Annotated in this window: 14 protein-coding genes; 10 read left to right on the top strand and 4 right to left on the bottom strand. The window is 39.9% G+C overall.

Annotation, left to right across the window (positions count from 1 at the left end):
* Positions 1-457: 457 nt before the first annotated feature.
* The 4 genes from metA to aceK all read left to right on the top strand — a co-directional run bounded on the left by metA (position 458) and on the right by aceK (position 6,566).
* Positions 458-1,387, top strand: a complete 930-nt coding sequence (gene metA / locus PR834_RS14665; protein WP_094962873.1) for a homoserine O-acetyltransferase MetA — start codon at positions 458-460, stop codon at positions 1,385-1,387.
* 364 nt (positions 1,388-1,751) lie between these two features.
* Positions 1,752-3,350, top strand: a complete 1,599-nt coding sequence (gene aceB / locus PR834_RS14660; protein ID WP_272536749.1) for a malate synthase A — start codon at positions 1,752-1,754, stop codon at positions 3,348-3,350.
* A 56-nt stretch (positions 3,351-3,406) separates the two neighbouring features.
* Positions 3,407-4,714, top strand: coding sequence for an isocitrate lyase (gene aceA, locus PR834_RS14655; protein ID WP_004261346.1), 1,308 nt, complete (start codon positions 3,407-3,409; stop codon positions 4,712-4,714).
* Between the two features lie 118 nt (positions 4,715-4,832).
* Complete coding sequence (gene aceK, locus PR834_RS14650; protein WP_272536748.1) at positions 4,833-6,566, top strand: bifunctional isocitrate dehydrogenase kinase/phosphatase; 1,734 nt, start codon at positions 4,833-4,835, stop codon at positions 6,564-6,566.
* 89 nt (positions 6,567-6,655) lie between these two features.
* Here the strand turns inward: aceK and PR834_RS14645 are convergent, their stop codons facing one another.
* Complete coding sequence (locus tag PR834_RS14645) at positions 6,656-7,297, bottom strand: bifunctional 4-hydroxy-2-oxoglutarate aldolase/2-dehydro-3-deoxy-phosphogluconate aldolase (RefSeq protein WP_004261341.1); 642 nt, start codon at positions 7,295-7,297, stop codon at positions 6,656-6,658.
* Between the two features lie 27 nt (positions 7,298-7,324).
* A complete protein-coding gene (gene edd, locus PR834_RS14640) occupies positions 7,325-9,169 on the bottom strand; it encodes a phosphogluconate dehydratase (protein ID WP_409373462.1) in 1,845 nt (614 codons plus the stop codon).
* Between the two features lie 319 nt (positions 9,170-9,488).
* Here edd and PR834_RS14635 point away from each other — a divergent pair, with 319 nt between their 5' ends.
* From PR834_RS14635 to PR834_RS14625, 3 genes are all read left to right on the top strand, one after another.
* Positions 9,489-10,280, top strand: coding sequence for a DUF1460 domain-containing protein (locus PR834_RS14635; protein ID WP_262961190.1), 792 nt, complete (start codon positions 9,489-9,491; stop codon positions 10,278-10,280).
* Positions 10,281-10,722: 442 nt separating this feature from the next.
* Positions 10,723-10,992, top strand: a complete 270-nt coding sequence (locus tag PR834_RS14630) for a helix-turn-helix domain-containing protein (protein WP_231136087.1) — start codon at positions 10,723-10,725, stop codon at positions 10,990-10,992.
* Positions 10,993-11,509: 517 nt separating this feature from the next.
* Complete coding sequence (locus tag PR834_RS14625) at positions 11,510-12,397, top strand: N-acetylmuramoyl-L-alanine amidase (protein ID WP_110592544.1); 888 nt, start codon at positions 11,510-11,512, stop codon at positions 12,395-12,397.
* Between the two features lie 82 nt (positions 12,398-12,479).
* On the opposite strand, the gene iclR is transcribed toward PR834_RS14625, so the two are convergent.
* Positions 12,480-13,310 carry a glyoxylate bypass operon transcriptional repressor IclR gene (iclR, locus tag PR834_RS14620; protein ID WP_036958355.1) on the bottom strand — a complete coding sequence of 277 codons (831 nt, stop codon included), beginning with the start codon at positions 13,308-13,310 and terminating at the stop codon, positions 12,480-12,482.
* Positions 13,311-13,513: 203 nt separating this feature from the next.
* On the opposite strand from iclR, the gene metH reads away from it, so the two are divergent.
* From metH to PR834_RS14605, 3 genes are all read left to right on the top strand, one after another.
* The gene (gene metH, locus PR834_RS14615; RefSeq protein WP_272536747.1) at positions 13,514-17,197 is read left to right on the top strand and encodes a methionine synthase; all 3,684 of its coding nucleotides are present in this window, start codon (positions 13,514-13,516) and stop codon (positions 17,195-17,197) included.
* A gap of 69 nt (positions 17,198-17,266) precedes the next feature.
* Complete coding sequence (locus PR834_RS14610; RefSeq protein WP_004261328.1) at positions 17,267-17,857, top strand: hypothetical protein; 591 nt, start codon at positions 17,267-17,269, stop codon at positions 17,855-17,857.
* Positions 17,858-18,021: 164 nt separating this feature from the next.
* Positions 18,022-19,497: a tetratricopeptide repeat protein gene (locus PR834_RS14605; RefSeq protein WP_136135414.1), complete on the top strand. Its 1,476-nt coding sequence runs from the start codon at positions 18,022-18,024 to the stop codon at positions 19,495-19,497.
* A 61-nt stretch (positions 19,498-19,558) separates the two neighbouring features.
* Here the strand turns inward: PR834_RS14605 and lysC are convergent, their stop codons facing one another.
* Positions 19,559-20,935 (bottom strand): lysine-sensitive aspartokinase 3, encoded by a 1,377-nt coding sequence (gene lysC / locus PR834_RS14600; protein ID WP_004261326.1) that lies wholly within the window; start codon positions 20,933-20,935, stop codon positions 19,559-19,561.
* Positions 20,936-21,095: the final 160 nt, after the last annotated feature.

The raw sequence follows: 21,095 nt of genomic DNA, 5'->3' as shown, positions 1-21,095 counted from the left end.
AAGGGGATGGTGGCTGTTGGTGAAGGTGGGGTGGCAGGAGTTAGGAGAAGCAATGGGGGATAAGCGGTTGTATTGGTGTGACGAATAGATATTCTAAATGCAAAGTAGTGAGTAACAACTCCGGTTTAATATTTTAATTGAATTTAAATCGTCATCATAATTTGGAAGCCAGTATAGCAGCTAGAATAAGAGCCCAATCAAATAACAGTATCTTAGATATTATTCACAGAATAATTACTAATAGCTTATGGCAAATAAAAGTAGTAATCACTAATACAATATATTGAAGATAAGAAGGTTAATAGCTGTATATAATTATTAGAAATAAACTATAAGTTACAGTGCTTGAAATTATTTCATTTAACCTTGAAAGGCTCGACAAGACGGATAACATTAGTTAGATTATTTAGCATTCTAGAAGTCTAAACGTATAAACAGATAAAAGGGGGGATGAATGATGCCTATTCGTTTACCAGATGAACTACCGGCAGTTAATTTCTTGAGAGAAGAAAATGTTTTTGTTATGACAACAACAAGAGCAAGTCATCAAGAGATCCGTCCCTTGAAAGTATTAATACTCAATTTGATGCCGAAAAAGATAGAAACTGAAAACCAGTTTCTGCGTTTGCTGTCGAACACACCATTACAGGTTGATATTCAACTATTACGAATTGACCAGCGAGAATCAAAGAATACCCCAACGGAGCACTTAAATACCTTTTATTGCGATTTTGAGGATATACAGGATCAAAACTTTGATGGCTTAATTGTAACGGGAGCTCCGTTAGGTCTGGTTGAGTTTAATGACGTATTATACTGGCAACAAATAGAAAGGGTGATAGCTTGGGCGAAACAACATGTGACATCAACCCTTTTCGTTTGTTGGGCTGTACAAGCGGCTTTAAAGGTCTTGTATGACTTACCAAAATGGACTAGAGAAGAAAAACTATCTGGTATTTATCAGCATGATACGTTAGAGCCGTATGCTTTACTCACTAGAGGGTTTGATGGATCATTTTATGCACCTCACTCTCGCTACGCTGATTTTCCGGAAGACCTTATTCGCCAGCACACTGATCTAGAGATTTTAGCAAGTTCACAGGAGGCTGGTGCTTATTTATTTGGGTCAAAAGATAAACGCTTAGCATTTGTGACAGGCCATCCCGAATATGATGGGGACACCCTTGCACAAGAATATTGGCGTGATCTAGATGCTGGAATTTCTCCTCAGATCCCATGCAATTATTTTAAAAATGATGATCCCAGCAACCCTCCGCTCGTGAGCTGGCGTAGTCATGGGCACTTGTTGTTCTCAAATTGGTTGAATTATTATGTGTATCAGATCACACCTTTTGATCTTACTAATATGGAACCAACGTTAGATTAAAAAAAGAAATATAAATTTAAAAATTATAATAAGATAAGTATTTTTACTGGTTATACCAGTTAAAGTTAGGCTTATATAGTAAAAGTGGTACCACAGTTAGTCTGAAAGCAGCTATTTATTAGCTGCTTTTTTTGTTTTCAAAGAAAAATTTTAAAAATACAGTTTTCTATAATTAGTTGATTTAACGACTATTTAACATTTTTGACTAGTCAAAGGAATGGTTAATCAATTTATAAATTTATTTAAAATTCATTATTATCAATAAGATATTTGACTTTTTAATTAAAATGGAAATCGTTTTTGATTTATATCTATTTTGATCTTATGCTTATTTCATAGTCAACGATGAATGAGGGTTTGGTCGATGGAGCAGCAATTATCTATATCGGAATTAACATTCACAAAGAATATTGAACAGTTTGAAAGACAAGTGTTACATATTGATTCTATTGCATTTCTTTCTAAACTAGTTGAAGAGTTTCTTCCTCGCCGAGAAAAATTATTAAAAGATAGAGAGGTCAGACAGCAAAAGATAGATGCTGGTTCTTTACCTAACTTTATTTCAGAATTTGATTCCATAAAAAAATCAGATTGGAAAATTCAAAGTATCCCTGAAGATTTACAAGATCGCCGTGTCGAAATTACGGGTCCGGTTGAACGTAAAATGGTTATTAATGCCTTAAATGCCAATGTAAAAGTATTTATGGCAGATTTTGAAGATTCCCTTTCACCTTCATGGGAAAAATTGATCGATGGCCAAATCAATTTAAGGGATGCGATCCGCGGTGATATTTCTTATACCAACGAAAATGGAAAGGTTTACCAATTAAAATCAAATCCAGCAGTTTTGATTGCTCGTGTTCGTGGTCTTCATTTAGATGAAAAACATGTTTTATCAGGAAGTAAGCCTATTCCTGGAGGCCTGTTTGATTTCGCTATTTACTTTTTTAATAACTATCAAGCGTTATTAGAAAAAGGGAGTGGTCCTTACTTTTATATCCCAAAACTTGAGTCTTGTCAGGAAGCAAAATGGTGGAGCGATGTTTTTAGTCTGGCTGAAGACTCCGTGGGTATACCTCGGGGCACGATCAAAGCAACTGTACTGATCGAAACATTACCTGCTGTATTCCAAATGGATGAAATCTTATATCACATGCGTCACCACGTTGTGGGGCTGAATTGTGGGCGTTGGGACTACATATTTAGTTATATCAAAACATTGAAGGAGCATGCTGACCGAGTATTGCCAGACCGCCAAGTTGTCACAATGACACAATCATTTTTAAGTGCCTATTCGCGCTTATTAATTAAAACGTGCCACCGCCGCGGAGCATTTGCGATGGGGGGAATGTCTGCTTTTATACCGAGCAAGGACCCCGAAGAAAATGAAACTATTCTAGCGAAAGTAAAAGCAGACAAAGAACTAGAAGCGAGAAATGGCCATGATGGCTCTTGGATTGCGCACCCAGGTTTAGCGGATACCGTTATGAACGTGTTTAATCAAGTACTTGGTGAGCGCCAAAACCAACTACATGTATCTCGTGATTTCGATGAAGAAATTACAGCTGACCAGTTATTAGAACCTTGTGCCGGTGAGCGAACTGAAGCGGGGATGCGGGCTAATATTCGCGTTGCTGTGCAATATATTGAAGCATGGATTTCAGGGAATGGCTGTGTACCTATCTATGGTTTGATGGAGGATGCTGCGACAGCAGAAATTTCACGCACTTCAATTTGGCAGTGGATCCGCCACGGTAAAACCTTGTCCACCGGTGAAAAAGTCACTAAGGCATTATTTGAAGAAATGTTAGATGAAGAGTTACAGGTTATCCAAAAAGAACTTGGTGATAAGCGTTTTCAAAGTGGCCGTTTCCGTGAGGCTGCAGAACTGATGAGGCGGATTACTACACAGGATGAGCTTATAGAATTCTTAACTATCCCTGGATACCAATTATTAGATTAATCATTGTGAATAAAAAATTCGATAAACCCTACATATTCTTATAAAGGAAGTGGATCATGACAACATCGCGCTTAGAACAAATTGCCCAATTAGAAAATGAATGGAAACAACCACGTTGGAAAGGTATTACTCGCCCATATACAGCGGAAGAAGTGGTGAAATTGCGTGGTTCTGTGCATATCGAACACTCTTTAGCACGCAAAGGTGCAGAACGCTTTTGGGATCAACTACATGGCGGTTCAAAGAAAGGTTATGTAAATGCACTGGGAGCCTTAACGGGTGGGCAAGCGCTACAACAAGCGAAAGCCGGTATTGAAGCTATTTATTTATCAGGTTGGCAGGTAGCTGCGGACGCAAATACATCATCGAGTATGTACCCGGACCAATCACTTTACCCTGTCGATTCAGTACCATCGGTAGTTAAGAAAATTAATAATACATTCCGTCGGGCAGATCAAATTCAGTGGGCGAATGGTATTGGCCCTGACAATAAAGAGTATATTGATTATTTTTTACCTATTATCGCGGATGCGGAAGCGGGTTTTGGTGGCGTATTAAATGCCTTCGAGCTCATGAAAAATATGATAGAAGCTGGAGCAGCTGCGGTTCATTTTGAAGACCAATTAGCCGCGGTTAAAAAATGTGGCCATATGGGGGGGAAAGTTCTTGTGCCTACCCAAGAGGCGATTCAAAAACTGGTTGCTGCTCGTTTAGCGGCGGATGTTTCAGGTGTGCCAACTATTTTAGTTGCTAGAACTGATGCTGATGCAGCAGATCTTCTAACATCTGACTGTGATGCCTATGATGCGGCATTTGTTACTGGGGAACGCACTTCTGAAGGTTTTTTCCGAACCAAAGCAGGAATTGAGCAAGCAATTAGTCGTGGGTTAGCTTATGCACCTTACGCAGACCTTGTTTGGTGTGAAACGTCAAAACCTGACCTTGAAGCGGCAAGACAGTTTGCTGAAGCTATTCATGCTAAATTCCCTGGTAAATTATTAGCTTACAATTGCTCTCCTTCATTTAATTGGAAAAAGAATTTAGATGACAGCACGATCGCACGATTCCAAGATGAGCTTTCAGCAATGGGGTACCGCTTCCAATTCATTACGCTAGCAGGTATTCACAGTATGTGGTTCAACATGTTTGACTTAGCTCATTCCTATGCACAAGGTGAAGGCATGAAGCATTATGTTGAAAAAGTCCAAGAGTGTGAGTTTGCTGCAATTAATAAAGGTTATACCTTCTCTTCGCATCAACAGGAGGTAGGAACAGGCTATTTTGATAAAGTGACAACAGTTATTCAAGGTGGCACTTCATCAGTGACAGCATTAACTGGCTCGACTGAAGAAGAGCAATTCTAGTCAGATTATTTCCCTTTCAATCGGTGTTTCTGTTGGTTAGCTGTATCTGTTAATTTTTCAGGCACGTTTAGTGCCTGTTTTTTATTCAAAATAAGTCTGTATTCTTATAGGAGTGGTTATGATATTGACGACAGAACAGATAATAGCTCAGACCATTTTACAGGGTTTTGATGCTCAATATGGTCGTTTCCTTGAGATAACCTCAGGTGCACAAGAAAGGTTTGAGCAGGCAGATTGGCATGCAATTCAGCATGCGATGAAAAGAAGAATTCAGCTGTATGATCACCATGTTGGTTTAGTTGTCGCTCAGCTACAGTTTATGGGGCTAGTTCAATCTTTAACACCCGATAAACTGGCTCAAATAAAAAATGTTTATAAAACCTTATTACCAGATTATCCAAGGTTTGAAATAGCAGAAAGCTTCTTTAATTCAGTTTACTGCCGGTTATTTCAGCATCGGGAGCTGACACAAGATAATTTATTTATTTTTACGTCTCAGCCTGCGAGACGCTTTTCTATTGCTCCTAGGCCTCTAGCTCGCGAATACTTTGTTAATAATAATTTAGATGAGTTATTGTTTACTATATTAAGTGGGTTACCGCTAAGGTTAAAATGGCGGAATTTAAATTTAGATATTCATTGTATTATCAATGTATTAAAAACAAAATTTTCCGATATTGAAAGCCAGAAAGTCAGCTTTCATATCGCAAATGAGCTATTTTATCGTAATAAGGCAGCTTGGCTGATTGGTAAAATTTATATTAATGATGAGGTCTATCCATTCTTACTTCCTATTCATCATGATGATTGTCAGCACATTTATATTGATACGTGTTTAACCGAGTTTGATGAAGCCAGTATTGTGTTTGGTTTCGCTCGTTCCTATTTTATGGTGTATGCTCCTTTTCCTGCAGCACTGGTTTTTTGGTTGAGGGAGATCTTACCCAGTAAGTCAATTGCCGAATTATATATGGCAATTGGCTGTCAAAAGCATGGAAAAACAGAGTATTACAGAGAGTATCTCGCCTATATTAATTTTTCACGAGAGCAATTTACGGTTGCACCAGGTGTTAAAGGAATGGTGATGTTGGTCTTTACGTCCCCTTCTTTCGATCGTGTTTTTAAAATTATTAAGGATCAATTTGCGCCACAAAAGCAAGTAACACGAGAACGAGTTTTAGAATGCTATCGTTTGGTTAAAGAGCACGATAGAGTTGGCCGTATGGCTGACACCCAAGAGTTTGAAAATTTTGTGATTAGTAAGTCTTCCATCAGCGATGAGTTAATGGTGGAATTATTGAAAGAGGTTCCATCTCAAATTGAAGATTTAGGCGATAACATATTGATTCGTCATTTGTACATGGAAAGAAAGATGATCCCATTGAATATTTATATGGATAATGCCACTGACGCGCAATTACATAATGCATTAAATGAATATGGCTGGGCGATTAAACAGTTAGCGGCTGCGAATATTTTCCCCGGAGATATGTTGTTTAAAAATTTTGGAGTAACGCGGCATGGCCGTGTTGTTTTTTATGATTATGATGAAATCTGTTATATGACAGAGGTGAATTTTCGTAAAATTCCTGAGCCATTATACCCTGAGCAAGAATTATCTAGTGAGCCATGGTATAGCATTGGTGAGCAAGATGTTTTCCCTGAAGAGTTTGCTTCTTTTATTTGCCAAAATGAGAAAATTCGTCATTACTTGCAACAATATCATGCAGATTTATTTTCCGCAGATTATTGGCAAAAGTTACAAAATAGAATTTTGGCGGGGCACGTAGAAGATGTTTATGCCTATCGTGAGGAATTACGTTTTTGCCATAAATTCAGTGAGGTTGCATAACTATAATACGCAACTAATGGGAATAGTCGCGTATTAATTAAAGGCAATTAAAAACGACTCAGCAAGCATTGAGTCGTTTTTCGGGAATGCTATTTTTTTGCGCCTTGTACAGCTTCTTGAGCAAGTTGGGTAATTTTTTCATAATTGCCTGAATTCAAAGCCTCTTCAGGCACTAACCAAGAGCCACCAATACACAGAACACTATCTAATTCTAAATAGTTAAGGTAATTATCTAGCGATATTCCACCGGTTGGGCAAAATTTGACTTGTGAGAAAGGGCCCGCAATGGCTTTTAGCGCCTTAACGCCACCATTGGCTTCCGCTGGGAAAAATTTGAACTCTTTCAGGCCATATTGCATACCAAGCATAAGTTCAGAAACAGTTGAAATTCCAGGGATTAAAGGAATATCTCCTTTGGTTGCTGCATTGAGTAATTCATCTGTCAAACCGGGACTAATTGCGAATTGTGCTCCAGCTTCAGTAACTTCAGCGAGTTGTTTTGCATTAATAACAGTACCTGCGCCAATAATAGCCTCAGGCACTTCTTTTGCAATGAGGCGAATAGCATCGATAGCACACTCCGTACGTAAAGTGACTTCTAACACTCTAATGCCACCTTTGACTAATGCTTTTGCAAGAGGAACCGCTTGTTCTAATTTTTTGATAACAATAACAGGGACGACAGGGCCTTGTTTTAATACGCTTTCAGCGGTCATTTTCCAATTATTCATTTTCTATTCCTATTCAATGAAAATAGATTAAAAATCAATACTACAAGCACCTTCTTCGGCACCTGATAAATGTCTTCTTAATGCACCGAAAAGCTCCCTTCCACAACCACTACGCTCAGCAGTTAAATCAGCCTCGAAGGGTTGGCGTTTATTGAGTTCTTCTTCATCAACTAGTAATTGTAATTCTCCAGTCAATGCATTTACCCTAATGATATCGCCATTTTTTACTTTTGCTAACAACCCACCATTATAAGCTTCAGGGGTGACATGAATTGCAGATGGTACTTTACCGGATGCTCCGGACAAGCGACCATCAGTAACTAACGCGACTTTGTAGCCTTTATCCATAAGTACACCCAGAGGAGGCATGAGTTTATGAAGTTCAGGCATGCCATTCGCGGATGGCCCTTGGAAGCGGACAACAATAATACAATCTTTATTAAGCTCACCTGCTTCAAAGTGTGATGCAATCTCATTTTGGTTGTTAAATACGACTGCTGGAGCTTCAATAACTTGATTTTCTTCAGGAACTGCTGATGTTTTCATCACGGCACGCCCTAAGTTACCAGAAAGTAATTTTGTGCCCCCATGAGGTGAGAATGGGTGTTCTATTTCAGCGATAACATCAGGATTAAACGAGGATTTAGGGCCTTCTCGCCATTCAAGTTGGCCATTATTTAGCCAAGGTTCCATGGTATAACGTTCCAGCCCGAATCCTGCTACGGTATGGACATCGTTATATAATAAACCTTTTTGTAATAGCTGGTGGATAAGCAAAGCTACGCCACCTGCGGCTTGGAATTGGTTGATATCCGCTTGGCCATTAGGATAGATACGGCAAATAAGTGGAACAATAGCTGAAATATCGGAAAAATCATCCCAATTGATAATGATCCCTGCGGCTCTTGCTATAGCAACAAGATGCATGGTTAAGTTAGTTGAGCCTCCCGTCGCGAGCAATGCGACGATACCGTTGACAATAACTTTTTCGTTAACCAGTTGACCGATAGGTAAGTACTGGCCCGATTGTTCAGTTAAACGCGTAATTTGTCGTGCGGCAGCCTCTGTTAATGCATCCCGTAGTGGAGAGTCAGGTGGTACAAATGACGCACCGGGTAGATGTAACCCCATGACCTCCATCATCATTTGATTCGAGTTGGCAGTACCGTAAAAAGTACAGGTGCCGATCCCATGGTAAGAGGCGGCTTCGGCTTCTAATAAAGCGAGTCGATCAACTTTGCCTTCAGCATACAGCTGGCGAATACGAACCTTTTCTTTATTTGGTAAGCCTGTTGCCATTGGACCTGCTGGGACAAATATTGCAGGAAGGTGACCAAATGAAAGTGCGCCAAGCATTAAGCCTGGAACAATTTTGTCGCAAATACCTAAATAGAGCGCACCATCAAACATATTATGGGATAGGCCAATGGCAGTTGACATGGCAATGACATCTCGACTTAGCATCGATAGTTCCATCCCATCTTGCCCTTGGGTTACGCCATCACACATTGCTGGGACACCCGCAGCGACTTGGCCAATTGAGCCAGCTTCTAATAATGCTTTTTTGAGTTGTTCAGGGTACTTGTCGTAGGGACGATGAGCAGAAAGCATATCATTGTAGGAATTGATGATTGCAATATCAGAGCGAGTCATGCTTTTAAGAATTTGTTTTTCTTCGCTTTGGCATGCTGCAAAGCCATGGGCAAGGTTACCGCAAGCGAGTGATGCTCGATGGACGGTCATACAACGAGCCTGCTCTATTTTTTTGAGATAAGCAGCTCGAGTTTTCAGTGAACGAGAAATGATACGTTGAGTGATGCGATCAAGTTCTTTATTGATCACTGAAGGATTTGTCTCTTTAGAGGTGGTCATGCTCATGATAATTGCTCCATAGTGCAGTAAAAAGATGAATCAAACTGCAAGTCAATTCGGGTTGTGCCTATCGTTATTTACTTGTGAACTATAGCATCAATGTTACCGGTAACATTGTTCAATGAAAGCGGAGGAGTTGCAATATAGAAAATGAATATTCGAAGCTATCTGTGATCTGAATCAAATTTATATTATGGTGTGGACAGGGTAGGAAATAGACAAATAAGCATGCTATAGTGGCTTAGTTGATGATTTTATCATCAAAATTCAATTAGATGATTGTCGAAGGTTAGGTTGTATTCATGAGAAGAGCTGCAGGATGTTAAGGCTAGTTATAGCTGCATTTATAGTGTTATTGGCAAATTTTGTTAGGGCTGAGGTTATCTTAGCTTCGGGGTCATATAAAATTTTAACTGAAGTTTTTAATGAACAAACGGCAATGCAGTTACAGAATGCGTCACAAGCAGAAAAAATTGATGTATTGACCCGATATTTTTTAACTACACCTTACAATAAACAAACTTTGAATATGAGTCCGCTATCACCTGAAGAATTGGTGATTAATTTGAAAGAGATGGACTGTATGACATTCATAGAGTACATCGAGGCTTTTAAGCGTTCTAACAATTACGAGCAGTTTGTTTCAAATTTAATCAATATTCGTTATATCAACCAAAATATTACATTTAAACATCGGCGGCATTTTTTCTCTGATTGGGTGCAAGAACCTGAGGCAATTGTGGTAGATATTACTAGCGAAATAAGCCCACACTTTATTCGGGTAAATAAACAACTTAATTTGAAAAATTATAACCAGCGATATATATCAGGTTTGCCTGTTAAAAGTAGACTAATAAACTATATTCCAGTTAAATATGTGGATGATGATTTAGCATTAAGATTAAAATCAGGGGATTACATTGGTGTTTATTCAAAGGATGATGGATTAGATGTAAGTCATGTGGGTGTTGTAATACGTAAAGATAATAAAACAATATTTAGAAATGCTTCTTCACTACGTAGAAATCTTCAGGTTATTGATATCGAACTGAACGATTACTTAAAAGGGAAGGCCGGGATTGTTGTTTTTAGGCCGAAATCAGATTATTAGCCTGACTATAGAGAATATTATAATAATAAGATAAATTATTAATCTGTTTTTTGATATAAAAAAGGGAAAACACAATTTTTGCGTATGTAAAAATTTAACATATAGAGTGAAAATTATTTAATAATAAAAAACAGATAATTATTTTGATTAGTTACTAATTATTTCTAGTAACATTTAAAATGTAAAAGTATATTAAATTATCGATTTGATCAAAAAAAACATATAGAAATGTAATTTAATTATAAAAATAAAAAAACTTTTATAAAGCAATGGATTACTTTACATATATTATTTTCCTCATTTTTTTTGTATATAAAAATGATGTTTGTCTATCAATCTTGTTATCTTTGATTGCTCATAACTATTTTAAATAGTTATGATTAATTTTATAATGAATAATACTAGCTAAATTATTTTTCTTATTTACATTTAGGAGATGGTTATGCATATAGCTAAAAAGAAAAATATTTATGCATTACTAGGTAATCATTTACGTAAGGCTAGAGTGAGTAAAGGGTTATCAGGAAATGAGCTGGGTTCGATTATTCATTTGAGCCAACAGCAAGTATCACGATATGAGTTAGGTATTAATAAGTTGAGTTTAGATAAACTAATTGAAATTGTAATTTTTTTAGATATTGATATTAATGAGATTACTAAAATCATTGCTAAGCAGGTTGAGTATGAAAAAAATGAGTTAGCGATAACCTAAGCAAGATAATTTTTATTTTCTTTTTATAACATTTTATGAATAATTTATTCCCTTTTAAAATGCCTAGTATAAAAAATAGGTTATAACTTATACGTTATAGAGAATTAGACGATTAATTTTGCATAGTACTCGAAAAAAATATGTCTATGGTAACTACTTAAAATTAAATTCTAGAAATAAGAATAATCAATTCAATATGTCTCTATTTTAAGGAGGGGAGCTTATTAGTGATCATAATTATAATTTTTTCTGGCGCTTCTCTCTCTACTTTTTCCAATGTTCCCTACCATTTAATAGAAGGGGATGTTTTTCGTTAATAAGAAAACCTTTTTTGTTTCTAATATGAGCTAAAAAGGTTTTAACATGATGTATTTAAACATTTATTTCATTTTCTATTATCTGTTTTTCTAAAAAGAATAAGCATTGTGATGTTGTTGGTGCATGAAAATTGATAGTATTGCAGGCGACACAATGCTTAAATAAAGCTTAATGAATAATAGAGTAAGGCTATGGTTTGATGTTCAAATATATAGGGATATTGTTTGCTTTTTTACTATTAGGCTGTTCGGCCTCGAACAAAGGTTACTATCTCGATAACCGTTACCCATCAAAAAATAGTAGTCAGCGCATTCAATATGTCATTATTCACTACACCGTTTCCGATGATGCGCGTTCCATAGCCACACTAACGCAAGGCAAAGTGAGCTCCCATTTTCTCATACCGAGTGTACCTGAAACTAAAAATGGCCAGCCTGTTGTATTACAACTCGTACCCGAATCATTAAAAGCATGGCATGCAGGTGAAAGTTATTGGCTACAGCATAATGGTTTGAATGATATTTCTATTGGAATTGAAATCGTTAATGCAGGGGTACAAAAGGATGTTAAAGGAAAGCAACAGTGGGCTCCTTACAATGAAGCGCAAATTGTGGCATTGATACCTCTCATCCAAGATATTATGCAGCGCTATAGTATTCCCCCAGAAAATATTATTGGTCACAGTGATATCGCACCATTGCGCAAGCAAGACCCAGGCAAGGCATTTCCATGGCAACGTCTTGCTCAACATGGTATAGGGGCTTGGCCTGACCCAAAAACAGTCACTAAATTTCTGGCGGGGCGTAATGCCAATGAGCCCGCAAGCGTGTTACGCATTCAAAAAGCGCTTAATTTTTATGGATATTCAACAATCCCGCTATCAGGTAAGTTAGATCCACAGACGAAAAAAACATTGCGTGCTTTCCAATTGCATTTCCGACCGCGAGATATTGAAGGACAAGCGGATGCTGAAACAGAGGCTATCGCGTTGGCACTCATTGAAAAGTACCGTGATATGCAAAAATTTAAGTTATTTGAAAAGACTCTGAAGTTGCCTACTATTTCAACAAATCAGCAAGGTGATTAGAGGGCAGTAAAAAGCTTTGTAAGGTTAAGTGAAATACAGGTTGCTTTGTATTTCACTTTCACTTTCACTTTCACTAGTTTAGCTAGCGGTTTGCGCCATATTCATGGCTTATTTCTTTTGCGGCTTTGATAACCATAGCGCCTAATTCAGTAATACGGTCGTCAGTGATACGTGATAATGGGCCTGAAATAGAAATGGCTGCGAAAGCTTCTTTGTGTTCATCATAAATACAAGCCCCAATACAGCGTAACCCTAATGCATGCTCTTCGTCATCATAAGAAAAACCTTGCTTTTTAGCCTGTTGTAAATTCTCTTTTAAAGCTGATGGGTTAGTTAATGTATAAGGCGTATAAGCATGTAAACCTTTACGGCTTAAAAGTGGAACCAGTTTGTCTTCTGGTAAGTTAGCAATGAATGCTTTGCCTGCCCCCGAGGCGTGTAATGGCAGTTTTCCTCCGATTGGTGCTGACATTCTCATTAGCGCATTGCATTGTACTTGGTCAACAATGACGGCATCGTACTCTGTATGGTCTAGGATAGCTAAGTTGACAGTTTCCCCCGATTCATCCATTAAGCGGCGTAGTATTGGGTGGACGAGGGCTAACAAATTACGACTCTCTAAAAAGCTGCTACCAATGATAAAAGCATGAGAAGCAATAACCCATAGGCCTAAATCACCAGTTTGGCGAACAAAACCATGTTGTTCTAAAGTCATTAAAAGGCGATGTGTTGTTGAGTTGGGTAAGCCAGCTTGCATCGCAAGGTCAGTGAGGGCAATTCCCCCTGTCGATTCGGAAATATATTCCAATAGTGTTAATCCACGACTTAATGATTGAACTTGTCCTGCTGCAGCTGCGCCACTCGCCGGCCCTTTTGCTTTTTTAAGTTTCTTAGTAATTGGTGCCGTTGCCATTAAGTCTCTCCTGACTGTCATTTAGCTTCTATTATGAACTATTTCACTTGAAAATACTCATCGGATCAGTGAAAAGTGTGCTCTTGTGCAACCTTGAAAAACTCTCATCATAACAGCGAATTTTCACGCGAGAAGTTGTGATAGGATGTTAAAGGTAAAAATTTGACTTATTTCTCAGTGTTCCATTTTAGGAGGGCAGTGCAGTGTCCGCAAAAGTTAATCAATTAGAACAAGAATTAAAAAAACGTATATTGGTATTAGATGGTGCAATGGGAACAATGATCCAACAACATAAGTTGTCGGAAGCCCAGTTTCGCGGAGAACGATTTGCGGATTGGCCGAGTGATTTAAAGGGAAATAATGATCTATTAGTCTTAACTCAGCCAGATATTATTCGAGATATCCATTCTCAATACTTTGAAGCGGGCGCGGATATTGTTGAAACCAATACTTTTAACTCAACATCCATTGCGATGGCTGATTATAAAATGGAATCACTTTCCGCTGAAATTAACGAGGTTGCTGCACGCCTTGCCCGTGAATGTGCTGATGAGTGGACACGTAAAACCCCTGACCAGCCGCGTTATGTTGCCGGAGTTTTAGGCCCGACAAACCGTACTGCTTCTATTTCTCCTGATGTTAATGATCCTGCTTATCGCAATATCACCTTTGATCAACTCGTTGAAGCCTACCGTGAATCTACCCGATACTTAGTAAAAGGTGGGGTAGATCTGATCATGATCGAAACCATTTTTGACACATTGAATGCGAAAGCCGCGATCTTTGCGGTAGAAACTGAACTGGAAGCTTTGGGTGTTTCTCTACCTATTATGATCTCAGGTACGATCACGGATGCTTCTGGCCGGACATTATCAGGGCAAACAACAGAAGCATTTTATAACTCATTGCGCCATGCGCAGCCGATATCATTTGGCTTGAACTGTGCATTAGGTCCGGATGAGCTGCGCCAGTATATTGCTGAATTATCGAGGATTGCGGAATGTTATGTCAGTGCGCACCCTAATGCAGGGCTGCCGAATGCGTTTGGTGAATATGATCTTGATGCGCAAAATATGGCTGAACAAATTCATGAATGGGCAACCGCAGGGTTCTTAAATATTGTTGGTGGGTGTTGTGGAACGACGCCATTACATATCAAAAAAATGGCAGAAGCCGTAAAAGGCATCACACCACGTCAATTACCGTCACTACCTGTTGAATGCCGTTTATCGGGTTTAGAACCGTTAAATATTGGCGAAAAATCGTTATTTGTTAACGTTGGGGAAAGAACCAATGTGACGGGATCAGCAAAATTTAAGCGGCTGATTAAAGAAGAAAATTACCAAGAAGCCTTAGATGTGGCACGTCAGCAAGTTGAAAATGGTGCGCAAATCATCGACATCAATATGGATGAAGGGATGTTGGACTCCCATGCGGCGATGGTGCGTTTCTTGAATCTGATTGCTGGTGAGCCTGATATTGCTCGCGTGCCAATTATGATTGACTCCTCAAAATGGGAGGTGATCGAGGCGGGGCTTAAGTGCATACAAGGTAAAGGGATCGTCAATTCAATCTCAATGAAAGAGGGGGTTGAGGCATTTATTGAGCATGCTAAATTATTGCGCAAATATGGTGCTGCGGTGGTCGTCATGGCATTTGATGAAGTTGGCCAAGCAGATACACGTGAGCGGAAAATTGAAATTTGTCGCCGTGCTTATCAGATCCTTACCGAAGAGGTGGGCTTCCCTCCTGAAGACATTATTTTTGACCCAAATATTTTTGCCGTAGCCACAGGAATCGAAGAGCATAATAACTATGCCGTTGATTTTATTGAAGTCTGTAAGGACATTAAGGCTCAGTTACCTCATGCGATGATTTCTGGCGGGGTTTCCAACGTCTCCTTTTCATTTAGAGGGAACGACCCTGTACGTGAAGCAATTCATGCTGTTTTCCTGTATTACGCCATTCGTAATGGAATGGATATGGGGATCGTTAATGCGGGGCAGCTCGCTATCTATGATGACCTGCCTACTGAATTAAAAGATGCTGTTGAAGATGTGATTTTAAATCGCCGTGATGACAGTACAGAACGTTTGCTTGAACTGGCGGAAAAATACCGTGGAGCAGGGGCAGGAGAGCAGCAAGTTCAACAAGCGGAATGGCGTAGTTGGGAAGTTGAAAAGCGTCTTGAATACGCATTAGTGAAAGGTATTACCGAATTTATCATTGAAGATACTGAAGAAACACGCCAACGTGCTTCCAGCCCAATCGAAGTGATTGAAGGCCCCTTGATGAATGGTATGAATGTGGTTGGAGACTTATTTGGGGAAGGAAAAATGTTCTTACCTCAAGTGGTGAAATCTGCTCGGGTGATGAAACAGGCCGTAGCCTATTTAGAACCTTATATTCAAGAGCTTAAGCAGTCAGGTAGTAGTGCAGGAAAAATCTTACTCGCGACGGTAAAGGGCGATGTTCATGACATAGGCAAAAATATCGTTGGGGTTGTTCTGCAGTGTAATAACTATGAAATCATTGATTTAGGCGTGATGGTTCCGTGTGAAACTATTCTAAAAACAGCACGTGAAGAGAACGTCGATATTATTGGGTTATCCGGTTTGATCACGCCATCTCTTGATGAAATGGTGCACGTAGCTAAAGAGATGGAAAGACAAGGGTTTACCTTGCCATTACTGATTGGTGGGGCGACAACATCAAAAGCACACACTGCCGTGAAAATTGAGCCTAATTATAGTGGGCCAACGACTTACGTGCAAAATGCCTCTCGAACTGTGGGGGTTGTCGCAGCGCTATTGTCAGCAACACAAAAAGCAGATTTTGTTGCGCGCACTTGCCGTGAATATGAAACGGTTCGTCAGCAACATGGCCGTAGAAGGCCAAAAACACCGCCTGTGGCACTGGATGTGGCACGCGCTAATGCGGTTAATATTGATTGGCAACATTACCAACCACCTGTGCCAAAATTTCTTGGTATTCAAGAAGTCACCGCATCTATTTCAACGCTGAGAAACTATATTGATTGGACGCCATTTTTTATGACGTGGTCGCTGGCAGGTAAATACCCGCGGATCTTAGAGGATGAAGTGGTCGGTTCTGAAGCGCGTAAGTTATTGAAAGATGCTAATAATATGTTAGATAAGCTTGATAAAGAAAGCTTATTAACGCCAAAAGGTATTTTTGGCTTATTCCCTGCAAACCGGGTTGGCGATGATATTGAAATTTATACCGATGAGTCGCGAAACCATGTGCAAGTCATGGGGCTGAATTTACGCCAACAAACTTTAAAAACTGAGTTTCCAAACTATTGTTTATCTGACTTTGTCGCGCCAAAGGACAGTGGTAAAGCCGATTATATTGGGGCTTTCGCAGTGACAGGGGGCTTAGAAGAAGACGCGCTTGCTGATGCATATGAACAACAGCATGATGATTATAATAAAATTATGGTTAAAGCGCTGGCGGATAGGCTAGCGGAGGCATTTGCTGAATATCTACACCAACAAGTCCGCATGCAATATTGGGGTTATGCAGACGATGAAAACTTGAGTAATGAAGAACTTATTCGCGAAAATTACCAAGGGATCCGCCCTGCACCGGGGTATCCGGCTTGCCCTGAGCATACAGAAAAGGCAAAAATTTGGCAGTTACTGGACGTGGAAACGCAAATTGGTATGCAACTCACCAGTTCCTATGCGATGTGGCCAGGGGCCTCGGTATCAGGCTGGTATTTTAGCCATCCTGAAAGTAAATATTTTGCGGTAGCCCAGCTACAAAAAGACCAAATTGAGGATTATGCAAAGCGTAAAGGGATGTCGGTGACGGAGTTGGAGCGTTGGCTAGCGCCAAACTTAGCTTATGACCCTGAAGATTAAAACAAGATCAATACATTGATTTTTCATGCATTCGGCACCATCTTATAGGTAATACATTAGAGGGGGCCAATGATGAGCTATGAATTTATTATTGAAGAAGAACTGCCACGCTCGGCAGTTTTTCCTTATCAGATCCAAAACAGTGCGGCGCCTGAAACGTTCATGATGAGCGAAGACGCGGTGAGCGCTATGATGAGTGTTTTACAGATCATGGATAAGCTTGATACCGATGATTCACTGGATGAGCACTGTTTTAATCAGATTTGGTTAAGAAGCGAGCTAACACCTGCAAGAGCAGAAGAAATTTACCTATTTTTAGAAGAAAATTTAGCAGTAGAACCCGTGCCTTCAGAGGACGAAATCGCGGCTTTTCATCAAGCCCAAATCGATGAAAATAAGCTGTTATCTCAAGAAAGCCCGAAAGACGGTATGGTACCCGTGCATAAATTTTCGACCAATGACGGTTGGTTGGTGACCACGAAAGAGTGTGAATGGATTGCGGAAGTGTTTTCACCAGAACTGGTGAGTGAAAACCACTTTGTCGTTTCTCAGATCTCTGAACTGTGTAAGATTAGCCACCGCACATTGGAAGCTCTGTTAATTGAGTGGGGTAAATTTAATTTATTTGCCAGTAAACACGGTGGTTACCGCGTTAACTAAGTACTGCGGCTTATTTCGGAGACAAAAGTTTTAGCAAGAAGCTGGCGTCTCCTCCGTTTTCTTAATAATTCCTTTGTTATTCTACTTTTTCAGCCAACATCCCTTATGAATTTTTTATTGGAGTGATATGTTAATGACATAACGCCAATAAATAGGTCATGGTGATGAAATTACGTTCTTTTCTGTTAGTTCTCTATGTTAGCGGTATTTCCCTTGCGCAAGCTGGCAATATCGTTGAAGCACCTTCTACGAAAGATAAACCGAATACGCTACATGCGCAGCCTAAAAGCGCGCCTATTCCTGATGAATTCAAAGCAAAATTGAAGCTAGCGAATGCCGGAGATGAAGAGGCAATGGTGGATGTTGGGCTTGCTTATATGGATGGGACTGAATTTTTAGCCGTCAATGAGCAAGAGGCTTATCGTTGGTTTAAAAAGGTAGCTGACCGAGATAATACAGATGGAGATTATTACCTTGGGATGTTATTGCAAAATCAGGAAAAATACCGACAAGCGGAACAATGGTATCGCCGAGGTGCTGAAAAAGGCGATGCTTATTGCCAATATGCGATGGGTTACTTATATGAACATGGCATTGGGGTTGAGCAAAATTTAAAGCAAGCGAAAGCATGGTATGCAGAGGCCGCGGAGCAAGAACATGCCAACGCACAGTTTGCGATGGGGTTGTTTTATCATGATGGGTTAGGTGGTGATATTGATTACCAGAAGGCTCGAGAGTGGTATGAAAGAAGTGCGGGAAATAATATTGCAGCCGCAGTGAATAACTTAGCGGTGATGTATGAAAATGGTGAGGGTGTAGAGCCGGACGCCGAAATGGCGATTTATTTATATCGTCAAGCCGCCAATATGGGCTCTGCGACAGCGCAAGTGAATATGGGTGATTTTTATCAAGAAGGTCATAGCGCAATAGAAAAGAATAGCTACCAAGCGATGTACTGGTATAAACGCGCTGCGCAACAGAACAATATTGCGGCCCAACTGGCGATTGCGAAAGCCTATGAGCAAGGTAATGGCGTTGGTAAAGATCTCTCTGAAGCCTTTCTATGGTATGAACGAGCAGCACAAAATAAATCCCAAGAAGCTGGAATGAAGGTAGCTGAATTCTATGAAAAAGGGTTAGGGGGGGTTAAAAAAGACCCCAAAAAGGCTATTGAGTGGTATATATCACTTGCCAACAGTGATGGTAAAGCGGCTCAAATTAAGTTAGCGGAACTGTATGTGTCTGGTGAGCTGAAAAATGTTGATGTGAATGATATTTTGAGTTGGTTGCTGATTGCGCAAGAAAATAACATCGAAGCTCAAAACCAGTTAGCTATCTTTTATTTAACGGGAACGGGTGTGGCGAAAAACACACACAGAGCACGGCAATTGCTGGAAAAAGCGGCATTTAAGAAAAATAGCGATGCCCAAAACAACCTTGCGGTGATGTATGCACGAGGCGAGGGCGGTGAGAAAAATATTTTTCGTTCAGTAATGTGGTTTGAACGAGCGGTAGAACTCGGTAATGAAACCGCAAAAAGCAACTTGGCGCTTTTAAAACAGAATAAAGGCGTGACGGGAAAAATGTTGCAATACACTGGTAGTGTTGCGCAACCCAGCAAAAATGCTAGAGAGGATTAATTGTATAATATAGAAGGCGATCGAAATGATCGCCTTCTAGTATTTTGATCAAACTTCCACACTATTCGAATAAGTTACTGTGCAAGGTACGAACGATCTCTTCAGCATCATTTCCAGGTACCAATAAACAAATATTGTGGCTACTTGCTCCATAGCTGATCATGCGAATATTGAATGACTCAAGCGCCCCAAAAATTTGTCTCCCGAGGCCATTCACTTGCGACAGCTCATTACCAATGATTGCGACGAGCGCTAAATCTTCTTCCACTTCAACACGGCATAATGCGGATAGTTCTGTCATTAGCGCATTGGTGAGTAAACTGCCGTTAGTTCCCGTTGAACCTGTTGTGTCTAAGGTTAGGGCGACACTGACCTCTGAAGTCGTAATTAGATCCACTGAAATATTGTGGCGCAGTAAAATGGTGAAAATTTCCGCTAAGAAACCGCGTGCGTGCAGCATTTTTAGACTGTGCAAGGTGAGTAGCGTTTGTTTACGGCGCAGTGCTAATGCCCTAAATTGTGGTGGATTCGTGGTTTTATCACACACAATGGTGCCGCCGGCTTCGGGGGCTTTACTTGAACCGACAAAAACTGGGATCCCCGCACGTACTGCAGGAAGGAGTGTCGCAGGATGCAAAATTTTTGCGCCAAAGGTCGCCATTTCTGCCGCTTCATCGAAAGCAATTTCATCAATGCGTTGGGCACTCGGTACGACGCGAGGGTCAGTGGTGTAAATTCCAGGAACGTCAGTCCAAATATCTACACGTGATAAATTAAGGACTTCAGCTAACAAAGCGGCGGTGTAGTCACTTCCACCGCGCCCAAGAGTGGTCGTGCGGCCTTTTTCATCACGACCAATAAACCCTTGAGTAATGACAACCGACTCAGTAAGGCGTGGCATGAGTTGTTGTTCTGACAATGCTTTTAGCTGAGCAAGTTCTGGTTCAGCACGGCCAAAGCTGTCATTCGTTCTCATCACTTTGCGTACGTCAAACCATTGGGAGTTAGCATTACGTTGGCGTAGTACTTCAACAAATAGTAAGGTTGACATTAATTCGCCGTGGCTTACCATTTCATCCGTTAATGCATCAGAAGTGGCTAAAGCAGCCGAATCAGCTAAATGAGCAATATTATCGAGTAATCGATTGATTTCCTCACGAATAACATCAGCAGTTTGTAAGTTATCAATAATTGCGTATTGAATATCCTTCACTTTTTTCAGCAGTTCATTACGTTTATCAGCATCGCAACCTTCGGCCAGTTCGATTAATAAATTGGTAATGCCAGCAGAGGCGGAAAGTACCACAACTCGCACATTTGGGTTGGAGAGAACAATATTGGCGCTGTTGTTCATCGCTTCAAAGTTAGCGACGCTAGTGCCGCCAAATTTGGCGATAACATACTGATGATTGTCTGTTGAAGACGCTGCGATATTCATGGTGTCAATCCCTTTGGTTAAACCTAATCTTTATATAGATTTATCGGGTAAATAGGATTGCGTCAATCAAGAATCGAAGTAAATCAGTAATTCTAATGATAGGTAATTTATTATCGGTTTTCTCAATATACCCGGCATACTCGTCATACTTCGAGCTGCA

The sequence above is a fragment of the Providencia sp. PROV182 genome (genome assembly GCF_028480325.1).
Taxonomy (GTDB): domain Bacteria; phylum Pseudomonadota; class Gammaproteobacteria; order Enterobacterales; family Enterobacteriaceae; genus Providencia; species Providencia hangzhouensis.
Note: the sequence above shows the minus strand (reverse complement) of the source record. Positions and strands in the feature narration are given on the sequence as shown.